General features: G+C 64.0%; 10 protein-coding genes and 1 tRNA gene. 4 read left to right on the top strand and 7 right to left on the bottom strand.

Annotated elements, in window-relative coordinates; all coding sequences use genetic code 11:
- Positions 1-32: 32 nt before the first annotated feature.
- Together NYR97_RS16515 and NYR97_RS16510 are read right to left on the bottom strand one after the other, a co-directional pair.
- Entirely contained in the window at positions 33-878 is an 846-nt protein-coding gene (locus NYR97_RS16515) for a DUF3298 and DUF4163 domain-containing protein (protein ID WP_316694703.1), read from the bottom strand.
- A 49-nt stretch (positions 879-927) separates the two neighbouring features.
- Entirely contained in the window at positions 928-1,212 is a 285-nt protein-coding gene (locus NYR97_RS16510) for a GNAT family N-acetyltransferase (protein WP_316698304.1), read from the bottom strand.
- A gap of 230 nt (positions 1,213-1,442) precedes the next feature.
- Here NYR97_RS16510 and NYR97_RS16505 point away from each other — a divergent pair, with 230 nt between their 5' ends.
- Positions 1,443-1,631, top strand: coding sequence for a hypothetical protein (locus NYR97_RS16505; RefSeq protein ID WP_316694701.1), 189 nt, complete (start codon positions 1,443-1,445; stop codon positions 1,629-1,631).
- A 147-nt stretch (positions 1,632-1,778) separates the two neighbouring features.
- Here the strand turns inward: NYR97_RS16505 and NYR97_RS16500 are convergent, their stop codons facing one another.
- Both NYR97_RS16500 and NYR97_RS16495 read right to left on the bottom strand, forming a co-directional pair.
- Positions 1,779-2,387 (bottom strand): rhomboid family intramembrane serine protease, encoded by a 609-nt coding sequence (locus tag NYR97_RS16500; RefSeq protein WP_205391921.1) that lies wholly within the window; start codon positions 2,385-2,387, stop codon positions 1,779-1,781.
- Between the two features lie 7 nt (positions 2,388-2,394).
- Positions 2,395-3,960, bottom strand: a complete 1,566-nt coding sequence (locus NYR97_RS16495) for a POT-type proton-dependent oligopeptide transporter (RefSeq protein ID WP_316694697.1) — start codon at positions 3,958-3,960, stop codon at positions 2,395-2,397.
- Between the two features lie 323 nt (positions 3,961-4,283).
- Between NYR97_RS16495 and NYR97_RS16490 the strand changes: the two genes are divergently transcribed.
- The 3 genes from NYR97_RS16490 (at position 4,284) to NYR97_RS16480 (ending at position 8,646) form a co-directional block, all read left to right on the top strand.
- Positions 4,284-6,053 carry a M14 family metallopeptidase gene (locus tag NYR97_RS16490; RefSeq protein WP_316694695.1) on the top strand — a complete coding sequence of 590 codons (1,770 nt, stop codon included), beginning with the start codon at positions 4,284-4,286 and terminating at the stop codon, positions 6,051-6,053.
- A gap of 181 nt (positions 6,054-6,234) precedes the next feature.
- Positions 6,235-8,415 carry a beta-glucosidase family protein gene (locus tag NYR97_RS16485; RefSeq protein WP_425613000.1) on the top strand — a complete coding sequence of 727 codons (2,181 nt, stop codon included), beginning with the start codon at positions 6,235-6,237 and terminating at the stop codon, positions 8,413-8,415.
- A 144-nt stretch (positions 8,416-8,559) separates the two neighbouring features.
- Positions 8,560-8,646 (top strand) — tRNA-Leu (locus NYR97_RS16480).
- 297 nt (positions 8,647-8,943) lie between these two features.
- Here the strand turns inward: NYR97_RS16480 and NYR97_RS16475 are convergent.
- The 3 genes from NYR97_RS16475 to NYR97_RS16465 form a co-directional block, all read right to left on the bottom strand.
- A complete protein-coding gene (locus NYR97_RS16475; RefSeq protein ID WP_210761961.1) occupies positions 8,944-9,114 on the bottom strand; it encodes a hypothetical protein in 171 nt (56 codons plus the stop codon).
- 323 nt (positions 9,115-9,437) lie between these two features.
- A complete protein-coding gene (locus NYR97_RS16470; RefSeq protein WP_104583372.1) occupies positions 9,438-11,018 on the bottom strand; it encodes a DHA2 family efflux MFS transporter permease subunit in 1,581 nt (526 codons plus the stop codon).
- 6 nt (positions 11,019-11,024) lie between these two features.
- On the bottom strand, positions 11,025-12,218 hold the full coding sequence (locus NYR97_RS16465) for an HlyD/EmrA/EmrK family protein (RefSeq protein ID WP_210761963.1): 1,194 nt from the start codon (positions 12,216-12,218) through the stop codon (positions 11,025-11,027).

The raw sequence follows: 12,218 nt of genomic DNA, 5'->3' as shown, positions 1-12,218 counted from the left end.
CCATTCAATCACATCATCTGCGGGGTGACATCTCAGCGAGCGAAGAGATGTACATATTCCGGCGCGACCCAGGCCAACAATGTGGAGGCAGCGACATCGGCGGTCTGCGTGCCATCCGAATACGGCCCTACCTGATACGGCGGAAACACGAACCGTAGCGCAGTGATCTGCCCTGCCGGGTTCAGCACCGGCACGAACTGCGCAAAGTTGTCGACCTGTGCCGCGGTGCCTTCGGCAATCATGCGATCGGCCGAGGCCACCTGTTCGGCCTGCTCCTCGACTGGTACGCGATCGGCTTCCACGCGCTGGGCGGCGGCGTTATGCAACTGTGATGCGACCTCGCGTGCGATCTTTTCCCAGCCCGCCGGGTCGGGAATCAGCGCCTGCGCCGTCAATTGCTTGCGCTCCTTGACCAACCAGACGAAACGCGCCACCAGCGGCTCGCCATGCGCGCCGCCGGTATAGCGGCTGCCATCGGCAGACACCACGATCAGATCGGCAGTCTGCAGCACGGTCTCGAACGCCAGCGACAGCTCATAGGGTGCGGCCGGTTTGTCGTTACCAAGACCAGAGACGGCTTCCATCAATTCGGCGCGCGCGTCCTGCGAATAGCTGCGGATCAGCGCGGCCAGTTCCGGGTACGCATCCAGCCCACGTGGATAACTAATGCCGACCATATAGGCAGGCGCATGCTCGATCACATCTTCCAATGGGCCGCTCTGGACGACAACGGGCTCCGGAGCGGGCATCGCTTGCGCTGTTGCGTCCGCTGCCGGCTCCGTCGTTTCTGCCGTTGTAGGTGCGCGCTGTGTACACCCTGCCAGCAGAGCCAGCATCAGCACGCCCCGCATTCCATTCACTGCAAACAACCGCCCCATCCCACCCGCCCCTAATCGAATACACGCTGCAAAGACACGCTGCCGGCAATCAGGCCAGCAGATCCTGAAACTGTTGATGCCGACGTACATACGCCTCGGCGTAACTGCACTCGGGTAGGACCTTCCACCCCGCCTGCCGTGCGTAATGCAAAGCGGCCTCGACCAACACGGCAGCGATGCCGTGCCCACCGATCGCCTCCGGCACATGCGTATGGGTGATGGTCATGCGCTCGCCCTCAAGACGATAAGCCAGCTCGGCGCGTTGTCCATCGGTGTCTACGCTGAAGCGGTGCTGGGTCGGATCGTGTTCTGCCTGCACTGTCGCGGCCTCCATCATGGTCTGCGTCTGGCAGTGAATGTGGCGATGAGTGTGACCACCGCGGCGCCGCGCCTGCGTGAAAATGAATCGATGCTGTGACACGCAGCGCAGCGCGTCGAAGGCGCACTTAAGTTCGTTCGCGTAGCGCCGATAGCTGAGCCGAAGGCATTCGCTGCGCATGGCCGGCTGGCACGGGTTGCCGGCCATCTGCCGAAGCTTTCGCCTTACCTACGAGGAGTCACCGCATGAACAACGATTCGGCAGGACACAGCACAGACAGCGATAGCTCGTTGCTGGAGGGCTTGTTCCAGTTCGCCATCAACGGCGATACCCACAACCCGGACTTCGCGCAGCTCAACGATACGGTGTACCAGCGCTTGCAGCAGGCCTACGGCAGCACTGCCGGTGCCGACCAGGAACGCAACGCGGCCTGAGCCACGCGCGGCGTTACCCGCCAGGGCCAATCGCATCGATGGCCCTGGCCGGTTGCCTCAGGCAACCCCGCCATCAACATTTCCGATCACCGCCGCGTCGCCTGACGGCCACGCTGTCCTTCGGCAAACCTTGCTAGACCGACGCGCTTATCCGAAGCGCGGATTGGACAGCTGCTCCAGAAACACCTGCCACACCCGCGGCTCCATGATCAGCATGAACATCACACCGAAGGCCGCACCGGCCAGATGCGCGCTATGGTTGATGCGATCGCCGCCACGGCGGTCCATCCACAGGCTGTAGCCCACGTAGAACACCGCATAGATGATCGCCGGCGCCGGAATGAACAGCACCAGGATGATCGTCCACGGCTGCAGCAGGATGAAGGCGAACAACACTGCCGACACCGCGCCGGAAGCGCCCAGGCTGAGGTAATTGGGGTTCTTCTGATTCTTCAGATAGCTGGGCAGGATCGACACCACCAGCGCGCTCAGATAGAACAACGGATAGGTCAGCACGCTGCCGCTCAGCCGCGTCATCACGTCTTCGATGTAACGGCCGAAGAAGAACAGCGTGATCATGTTGAAGACCAGATGGCCCAGGTCGGCATGGATGAAGCCGTAGGTCACCAGGCGGTCGTATTGCTTTTGCTTGTCCAGCGCCGGCGGCCACAGCACCAGCCGGTCGGCCAGCTTGCGGTTGTTGAACGCCATCCACGAGACGATGCCGGTGATGGCGATCAGGATCAGGGTAATCATGCGGACCTCAGGCAGAACGGTAATTGTCGACCATGCGATACCGGCGTGCGTACAGGCCGAAGGCCAGTGCCGCCAGAAACGCGAAGGCCGCGAAGAAGAACATCAAAAATGCCGCCTCGCTGAGCCCAGTATCGGCGATATGCGCGGTCACCGTCTCGTTGCGCACCGCTACGTTCGACAACAGCACCCATAGATTGCCCACCGTGGTGGTCAGGTACCAGAAGCTCATCACCACGCCCTTCATCGACGGCGGCGCCTGGCTGTAGGCGAACTCGATCCCGGTGGCCGACACCAGCACCTCGCCGAAGGTCAGCAGTGCATAGGGCAGGATCTGCCAGGCGATATGCATCGGCTCGCCGCCATCCATGCCGATCTGGATGGCACCGACCGCGATCCAGGCCAGCCCGCTGAAGGCGATGCCGCAGGTCATGCGCCGCAGCGCGGTCGGCTCCCAGCCGCCACGGCGCAGCAGCGGATACAGCACCAGGTTGTTGAACGGGATCAGCAGCATCACCAGCAGCGGATTGAGCGCCTGCATCTGCGAGGCGGTGAACCAGGCTGGCATCGTCATCTCGCGTCCCTGCAGCACCCAGGTCGAGGCTTTTTGATCGAACAACGAAAAGAACGGCGTCACCAGCGCGAAGATCACCAGCACCCGCAGCAGCGCACGCACGCCCTCGACCGCCGTATCGGGATGGATGCCGCGTGCACGCTCCAGCTGCCACCAGGTGCCGCCACCGATACCCGCCAGCAGCAGCACCAGCGCCATGCACAGGCAGATGACGATGCCGAGCTGCGCGACCAGCCCAAAACAGGCCAGCGCCAGCAGTACCGACACCACTGCCAGCATCAGGCCGGGGCGGCCCTGCCCCGGCGCATGCGCCAGCAAGGCGGTGCGCATCACCGCGCCGAAGCCATGCGGATCCTTCGGCGGCAGCGGCACCCGCACATAGCGCCTGCGGCCCAGCCAGAACACCAGCGTGGCCACGAACATCAGGATGCCGGGAATGCCGAACGCCCATGCCGGACCCAGATGTTTCAGCGCCAGCGGAATCAACAACGAAGCGAACAACGAGCCGAAGTTGATGATCCAGTAGAAGGCGTCGAAGACCACCTTGGCCCGGTGCTTGTTGGACTGGTCGAACTGGTCGCCCATGAACGAGGCCACCAGCGGCTTGATGCCGCCCGCGCCCAACGCGATCAAGCCCAGCCCGACGAAAAATCCGTTGCGGCTGCCTTCGAACAGCGCCAGGCACGCATGGCCGGCGCAGTACACCAGGCTGAACCACACAATGGTGTTGTATTTACCGAAGAAGCGATCGGCCAGCCAACCGCCTAGCAGCGGAAAGAAAAACACCCCGATCATGAAACTGTGCAGGATGTGCTTGGCCTCGGCCTCACGGCCGGGCCCGCCGACTTCCTGCAACAACAGCGAGGTGATCAGGAACTGCACCAGGATGTTGCGCATCCCGTAGAAGCTGAAACGCTCGCAGGCTTCGTTGCCGATGATGAAGGGAATCTGGCGCGGCAGCCGCGCCCCGGCAGTGGAGCCCGGCAAGGTGGTAGTGGTCAAGGGCAGTCCGGTCGAGCAGAAAACACGCGCTATCGTACCGGCGGGCGGTAGCGCGCCGCCATCGCGACCATTGGATAAGGCCCTGGATGCGCCGCTGCATGCATCGACGACGCTGCGCCTGGCAGGCGTTGATTCCGGACCAGGCGGGCTGCTTGTTACCGTTGCGGTGCACCTCGCAGGTGGTTCGGCCCAGGCGTGCTGTTAACCGCCGTGGATACACCACAAGCACGCCGATCACGCGCACGTCATGACGCAGTGCAGATTGGCCTGCTGCGCCGGCTCGGCTACATTGCAAACGTTTTCCTGGAACACTGGACCGCTGGATGCCCCGCTTCACCCGCCTGGCCCTGAGCCTGTTGCTGTTGACCACCGCCCCCGCCGCCCTAGCTGCCGAACCGCTGACCACCCAGGCCGAGCGCAGCGGCTTTGCGCAAACCGGACGCTACGATGAAGTCATCGCGCTCTGCGATGCCTTTGCGCAGCGCTACTCGCAGGCGGTGCGCTGCATCGAGTTCGGCACCACCCCGGAAGGACGGCCGATGAAGGCGCTGATCGTCTCCACCAGCGGCGCGCTGGATGCGGCCAGTGCCGCGCAGCGCAAGTTGCCGGTGGTGCTGGTACAAGGCGGCATCCATGCCGGCGAAATCGACGGCAAAGATGCGGGCTTTCTGGCCCTGCGCGAGTTGCTGGACGGCAAGGCCGGCAAAGGCGTGCTCGACAAACTGGTGTGGGTGTTCGTGCCGGTGTTCAACGTCGACGGCCACGAGCGCTTCGGCGCCTGGAACCGCCCCAATCAACGCGGCCCAGAACAGATGGGCTGGCGCACCACCGCGCAGAACCTCAATCTCAATCGCGACTACCTCAAGGCCGACGCACCCGAAATGCAGGCGATGCTGCGGCTGGTGCAGCAGTGGGATCCGCTGATGTATGTGGATCTGCATGTCACCGATGGCGCCAAGTTCGAACACGATGTCTCGGTGCAGGTGGAACCGGTGCATGCCGGCGATGCCACGCTGCAACGCGACGGCACGCGCTGGCGCGATGCGGTGATTGCCGATCTGGCCAAACAGGGCTCGCTGCCGCTGCCGTATTACCCCTCGTTCGTGCACGAAGACGACCCAACCTCCGGCTTTGCCGACGACGTGTCGCCGCCGCGTTTTTCGCATGGCTATTTCCTGCTGCGCAATCGCTTCGGCATGCTGGTGGAAACGCATTCGTGGAAGACCTACCCGGTGCGTGTGCGCGTCACCCGCAACGCCATCGTCTCGGTGCTGCAGCAGACCGCGCGCAACGGTACGAAGTGGCGCGCCGATGCGCTGGCGGCCGATCAGCGTGCCACCAAACTGGCTGGCGAAAGGGAGCCATTGAGCTTCGCTGCCGGGCCGGCCGCACGCACTGTTGCCTTCCGCGGCTATGCCTACACGCGCACGCCCTCGCCGATTTCCGGCGCGTTGATGACGCGCTACGACGAGACCAGACCACAGATCTGGAAGGTGCCGTTACGCGATCAGATCACCCCCGACGTGGTGATCGATGCGCCACGCGGCGGCTATCTGGTGCCTGCCGCGCAGGCCGCGTTGGTGGCGGAAAAACTGCGCCTGCACGGCATCGCCTTCGACACCATCGCCACTGCTGGCGAGTATCCGGTGCAGAGCTTCCGTGCCGACAAGGCAACGTTTGCCGCGCGCTCCAACGAAGGTCATCAAAACCTGGAAATCGCCGGCCAATGGCGCGATGAAACCCGCAGCGTGCCGGCCGGTTCGCTGTTCGTCCCGATCGCCCAGGCCAGGTCGCGTCTGGTGATGGCGATGCTGGAACCGCAGGCGCCGGATTCGCTGCTGCAATGGGGTGTGTTCAACACCGCATTCGAGCGCAAGGAATACATGGAAGACTACGTCGCCGAGGATGTCGCCCGCGACATGCTCGAGCGCGACCCGGCAGTGAAGGCGCAATTCGAGCAGCGTCTGGCCAGCGATGCCGCTTTCGCCGCCGACCCGAAGGCAAGGCTGGAATTCTTCGCCCGCCTGCATTCCTCCTGGGACGAGCGCTACCGCTTGTATCCGGTGTTGCGCACGGCACAGACGCAGTTCTGATGCCGCGCCCGATTACGGCAACCCCCTGATTCGGCGCGCACGCGCGCCATTCGAACCTGGGCACTGCGGTGCCCTCCCCTGATTGCAACCGCATCACAAGGACCGCTCAGTGTCACACCTCGATATGAAAACGTTTACATGCGCCGCACCGCACCGTCTCGCGCTCGCCATTGCACTCGGCATGAGTGTCGCGTTTGCCGCCCCGCTTGGCGCACAAACCACCGCTGCAGCGCAGCCGTGGATGGATACCGCGTTGACTGCGGACCAGCGCGCCGACCGCCTGCTGGCGCAGATGAGCGAAGACGAAAAATTCCAGATGCTGCGCAGCTATTTCGGCCTGGGCACCGACAAGATTCCCAAGCCCGAAGGCGCGCTGGGCTCGGCCGGCTACGTGCCCGGCATCCCGCGCCTGGGCATTCCGGCGCAGCAGCTGGCCGACGCCGGCGTCGGCGTGACCAATCCCGGTGGCATCCGCAAGGGCGACTTCGCCACTGCGATGCCGTCCGGCCCCTCGACCGCCTCCAGCTGGAATCCGCAACTGGCCTACGCCGGCGGCAAGACCATGGGCCGCGAATCCTGGCAGCAGGGCTTCAACGTGCTGCTGGCCGGCAGCGTCAACCTGCAGCGCGACCCGCGCAACGGACGCAATTTCGAATATGCCGGCGAAGACCCGCTGCTGGCCGGCACCATGGTCGGCGAATCGATTCGCGGCGTGCAGAGCGAACATGTGCTGTCGACGATGAAGCACTTCGCGCTCAACGATATGGAAACGCGGCGCAACTTTCATAGCGCGCAGATCGGCGAGCAGGCGATGCACGAATCGGACCTGCTGGCGTTCGAGATCGCGTTGAAGATCGGCGACCCGGCCTCGGTGATGTGCTCCTACAACAAGATCAACGGTATCTACGGCTGCGAGCACGATTACCTGCTCAACCAGGTGCTCAAGCAGGAATGGAACTACCCCGGCTATGTGATGTCCGATTGGGGCGGCGTGCACAGCGGCTCCAAGGCGGCCCTGGCCGGTCTGGACCAGCAATCGGCCGGCGAAGTATTCGATGCGGCGGTGTTCTTCGATGCCCCGCTGCGCATGGCGGTGTCGGCCGGCGTGGTGCCACGCGCGCGCTTCGACGATATGGTCAAGCGCGTGCTGCGCAGCCTGTTCGCGCATGGCGCGTTCGATCACCCAACCCAGCGCCAGCCGATCGACGGCAAGGCCGGGCTGCTGGCCGCGCAACATGTCGCCGAAGAAGGCAGCGTGCTGCTGCGTAACGAGCAGGCGACCCTGCCGTTGTCCAAGGACGTGCGCCGCATCGCGGTGATCGGTGGTTACGCCGACAAGGGCGTGATGTCCGGCGGCGGCTCCTCGCGGGTGGACTACACCATCAACGGCGGCAATGCGGTGCCCGGCCTCACCCCGACCACCTGGCCCGGCCCGGTGATCATCCATCCGTCCTCGCCGTTGCAGGCATTGCGCGCCGCATTGCCGGACGTGCAGATCGATTATGTCGACGGCAAGGACCGCGCTGCCGCCGCGCGCGTGGCCAAGGCGGCCGATGTGGCGATCGTGTTCGCCACCCAATGGGCCGCCGAATCGGTGGATCTGCCGGACATGCAATTGCCCGACAACCAGGACGCCTTGATCGAGGCGGTGGCCAAGGCCAACCCCAGGACCACCGTGGTGCTGGAAACCAACGGCCCGGTGCGCATGCCCTGGGCCGAGCGCGTGCCAGCGGTGTTGCAGGCGTGGTATCCGGGCATCGGCGGCGGCGAGGCGATCGCCAACCTGCTGACCGGCAAGGTCAATCCTTCCGGCCATCTGCCGGTAACCTGGCCGGTGGACGAGTCGCAGCTGCCGCGTCCCTCGATCCCGGGCCTGGGCTTCAAGCCGGCCAAGCCGGGTGAAGACAGCATCGACTACGCCATCGAAGGTGCCAATGTCGGCTACAAGTGGTTCGCCGCGCGCAAGTTGACCCCGCGTTATCCGTTTGGCCATGGTCTGTCGTACACCCAGTTCCGAATGGGCGGGCTGCGCGTTGAGGCCAACGGCAGCCAGCTCACGGCGAACTTCGAAGTGGAAAACATCGGCCCGCGCGAAGGCGCCGCCGTGCCGCAGCTATACCTCACCCTGCCCGACGGCCACGCCACCCCGCTGCGCCTGATCGGCTGGCAGAAGCTCACCCTCAAGCCCGGCGAAAAGCACAACGTGCAGGTGATCGCCGAACCCAAGACGCTGGCCGACTTCGATGCCAAGGCGCGTCACTGGACGATTGCCGCTGGCACCTATCGCGTGCAGCTGGCGCGTTCGGCAAGCGAACCGGTGCAGAGTGCTGAGGTCACGTTGCAGGCCGCGCAGCTGCCGTAAGCCTATGTGGCAGCGGGCGTGCAATGCGCGCGTCCGCCGCGCCGTATTTTTTCGAGTTGCCGGCAGGCGCCAGCCACCACGAAGAATTTGTGCGAGATGCGTTGACAGCTTCGTGCGCAACTTGCACAATTCGCCTCCTGAGTCGCCCAGGTGGCGGAATTGGTAGACGCACTAGCTTCAGGTGCTAGCGGGGGCAACTTCGTGGAGGTTCGAGTCCTCTCCTGGGCACCACGACTCACGGTAGATCGTAAAAAACCCCGCTCAGGCGGGGTTTTTTGCGTTTGGTCCATGCGATTGGACGATGGTCTGTCGGCATTGCTGAGCATGCCGATCGGCAGCGCTGCAGGAATGCGCCACCAGTGACTTTCGACATGCGAACACGTATCACAGAGCGGGGCCATGCTGCCTACCGGTGCGCGTCCATCTTGCAAAGAATGCAGATCATTGTTTTCCAGGCAGGGCGGGCATGTTCTTGATGCTCTGCCTGATGCCTCTTGAACGGGCGAGATCTCCGTTTGCCTCATACGCCTAGGCAAGACTGCTCAGCGCATTGCTGAACGCAGGAAACAGCAGCACATTCAATGCAAACACGCGAATCGCCACATCTGCGCCGAGATTGGCCAGAACGGCATAGCCCGTCGTGTTGACCACACACCTCGAATTGATTGATAGGGATGCTGTTGTCGGCACGCAGTACATCGACAAACACCTGCATTTCGTTGTCAGCAGACGACTGCAGCGCGAAGGCGATAAGCTTCTCCGAAACAGCTTTTGCTGATTGCTTTGAGAAGCGCTAAGCACACCGACCCTCTTGACTGGTCCTTGCCCGCTCACCGTCGTGGGACCTTACGCGGCATGGATGCCGCGTAAGCGCCTACACGGACGTACTTGCGGCGTGTCCCGCGATGGTGAGCGGGCAAGGGCCCTGCAGCCAAGTCGCAAATCATCCGCTCTGCAGTAGACCGATGTGAGGTCGCCGTCTTAGCCGATGTTAAAGCGGCCAAGTGCCTTGTGACTCGCGCTCAATGCCCGCCAGCCGCCGCTGCGCCGCCCGCGCCCGCACCGAACGGCGGCTTGGCCAGCCACAGGAAGAAGATGATAGCCAGGAAGGTCCAGCCGAGCAGGTAGAAGATGTCGTTGAAGCCCATCTGCGAGGCCTGGTGATTGATCATGTTGTTCAGCGATGCCGCGCCGCGTTGCAGGTCGCCCTGCCCCATCGCGGTGACCTGCTCCTGCATGCCCGGCGTGTACACCGAGATGTGTTCGGTGATGTGCGCGTGGTGCACCTGGGTGCGACGTGCCCACAGATAGGTGGTCAACGATGCGGCGAAGCTGCCGCCCAACGTACGCAGGAAGGTGGCCAGGCCCGAGCCTGCCGCGATCTCGCGCCCGTCCAGATCCGATAGCAGGATCTGCAGCACCGGCATGAAGAACAAGGCCACGCCCACGCCCATCACCAACTGCACGGTCGCCACATGGCCGAAATCCACCTGCAGGTTGAAGTTGGAGCGCAGGAAGCTGGTGAACGACAGGAAGATGAAGGCAACGGTGGCGAGCATGCGCAGGTCGAAACGCAGCGCGTACTTGCCCACGAACGGCGTCATCAACACCGGCAGGATGCCGATCGGCGCGGTGGCAAGGCCAGCCCAGATCGCGGTGTAGCCCATGTCGCGTTGCAGCCATTGCGGGATCAGCAGGCTCACGCTGAAAAATGCCGCATAGGCCACCACCATCGCCAGGGTGCCGGCGCGAAAGTTGCGATGCCGGAACAGCTTGAGATCGACGATGGGATCCTTGTCGGTGAGCTCCCAGATCACGAACACCACCAGCGCCACCGCAGCGACGCAGGCCAGCACCACGATCTTGTCGGAAGAGAACCAATCCTCGTCGTTACCCAGATCCAGCACCAGCTGCAGCGCGCCGACACCGACCACCAACAGGATCAGGCCGATGTAGTCCATGCGCGGTTTTTCCAGCTGCTCGGGGCGATGCCGCAGCTGCGAGCCAACGATGCTGCTGGCGATGATGCCCAGCGGCACGTTGATCAGGAAGATCCATTCCCAGCTGTAGTTGTCGGTGATCCAGCCGCCCAGAATCGGCCCGGCGATCGGCGCCACCACGGTGATCATCGCCAGCAGGGCGAGCGCCTGCCCGCGTTTTTCGCGCGGGTAGATCGACACCAGCAGGCTCTGGGTGATCGGGTACATCGGCCCGGCAACAAACCCCTGCAGCGCGCGCGACACCACCAGCATGCCCATGCTCTGGGCGAGGCCGCACAGCAACGAAGCAATGGTGAAGGCCAGCGTCGACCACACGAACAGCTTGGTCTCGCCGAAGCGGCGGCTCAGCCAACCGGTCAGCGGCAAGGCGATCGCGGTGCTGACCGCGAACGAGGTGATGACCCAGGTCGCCTGCTGCGAACTGGCACCGAGATTGCCGGCGATGGTCGGCAACGACACGTTGGCGATGGTGGTGTCCAGCACCTGCATGAACGAGGCCATCGCCAGGCCCACGGTGCACAGCGCCACGCTCGCGGGGCGAAAGCCGGCGGCGGGCGCAGGCGCCGAGGGGCCGCCGGGCGCGGTGGGAGCTTGCGAAGACATGCTGGCTTAGCCCGCCTTGGAAACAGCCTGCGCGGGCAGGTTGTCCTGGATGATGCGTTGGATATCCGCGTCGGCGGCCTGCAACTGCTGCGCATACACGTCGGTGGAGAACACCGCGCCGTTGGCGAACCTGGTCGGCAACACGCTGCCCTGCTGATCGTGCAGATTGACCTCGACCTTCATCGACAAGCCAATGCGCAAGGGATTGCCGGCCAGTTGCTTGGCATCCACCGCGATGCGCACCGGCACGCGTTGCACGATCTTGATCCAGTTGCCGCTGGCGTTTTGCGCCGGCAACAGCGAGAACGCGCTGCCGGTGCCCAGGCCCAGGCTTTCGATGCGGCCGGTGTAGTTCACGCCGCCGCCGTACAGATCCGAATGCAGTTCCACCGGCTGGCCCAGACGCATGTGCTTGAGCTGGGTTTCCTTGAAATTGGCTTCCACCCACACCTGCTCCAGCGGCACCACCGCCATCAGCACGCTACCGGGCTGCACACGCTGGCCGAGCTGCGCCGAACGACGCGCCACGTAACCGGACACCGGCGCAATCACACCGGTGCGCGCATGGTTGAGATAGGCCTGACGCAGCTGCGCGGCGGCCGTCTGCACGTCTGGCTGATTCGCCACCGCACTGTCATCCACCAATGCGCGATTACGCTCGAAGCTCTCGCGCGAACCGCTCACCGCCGCTTCGGCAGCAGCGAGTTCTTCGCGGGCATGCGCCAGTTCTTCGTTGGAAATCGCGCCACTGGCAGCAAGATCCTTACGCCGTGCGAAGTCGGCGCGTGCACTGCGCAACGTGACCTCGCGCGAAGACAATTCGGCCTGCGCGCCTTCCACGCTGCGGTACAGACCGCGTACCTGACGCACGGTCTTGGCCAGGTTGGCTTCGGCCTGCTGCAGTGCGACTGCGGTATCGGCCGGGTCCAACTGCACCAGCAACTGGCCGCGCTCCACGCGCATGCCGTCTTCGGCGCCGATGCTGACAACGGTGCCGCCCACCATCGGGGTGATCTGTACCTGGTTGCCCTGCACGTATGCGTCGTCGGTGTCTTCGTGCCAGCGGCCGACCAGGAAATACCACACCACAAGACCGATGATCGCCAGGATCACCACAATGGCCACGATGCGCAGCGCCGCACGGCGCTTGCTGGGCGCGGCCGGCGCAGGTTGGGAAGAAGTTGCAGTCGTCTGGCTCAT

Origin of the sequence: Xanthomonas hydrangeae (genome assembly GCF_032697525.1) — a bacterium.
Taxonomy (GTDB): domain Bacteria; phylum Pseudomonadota; class Gammaproteobacteria; order Xanthomonadales; family Xanthomonadaceae; genus Xanthomonas; species Xanthomonas hydrangeae.
The sequence above is the reverse complement of the archived record's forward strand: the minus strand, read 5'-3'. Positions and strand labels throughout refer to the sequence as shown.

Bases quoted from the DNA above. Each gene is read 5' to 3' on its own strand.
- NYR97_RS16470 (WP_104583372.1), bottom strand. From the start codon at position 11,018: ATGTCTTCGCAAGCTCCCACCGCGCCCGGCGGCCCCTCGGCGCCTGCG.
- NYR97_RS16490 (WP_316694695.1), top strand. From the start codon at position 4,284: ATGCCCCGCTTCACCCGCCTGGCCCTGAGCCTGTTGCTGTTGACCACC.
- NYR97_RS16465 (WP_210761963.1), bottom strand. From the start codon at position 12,218: ATGAGCCAGACGACTGCAACTTCTTCCCAACCTGCGCCGGCCGCGCCC.
- NYR97_RS16510 (WP_316698304.1), bottom strand. From the start codon at position 1,212: ATGGAGGCCGCGACAGTGCAGGCAGAACACGATCCGACCCAGCACCGC.
- NYR97_RS16500 (WP_205391921.1), bottom strand. From the start codon at position 2,387: ATGATTACCCTGATCCTGATCGCCATCACCGGCATCGTCTCGTGGATG.
- NYR97_RS16475 (WP_210761961.1), bottom strand. From the start codon at position 9,114: ATGTACTGCGTGCCGACAACAGCATCCCTATCAATCAATTCGAGGTGT.
- NYR97_RS16485 (WP_425613000.1), top strand. From the start codon at position 6,235: ATGAGTGTCGCGTTTGCCGCCCCGCTTGGCGCACAAACCACCGCTGCA.
- NYR97_RS16515 (WP_316694703.1), bottom strand. From the start codon at position 878: ATGGGGCGGTTGTTTGCAGTGAATGGAATGCGGGGCGTGCTGATGCTG.
- NYR97_RS16505 (WP_316694701.1), top strand. From the start codon at position 1,443: ATGAACAACGATTCGGCAGGACACAGCACAGACAGCGATAGCTCGTTG.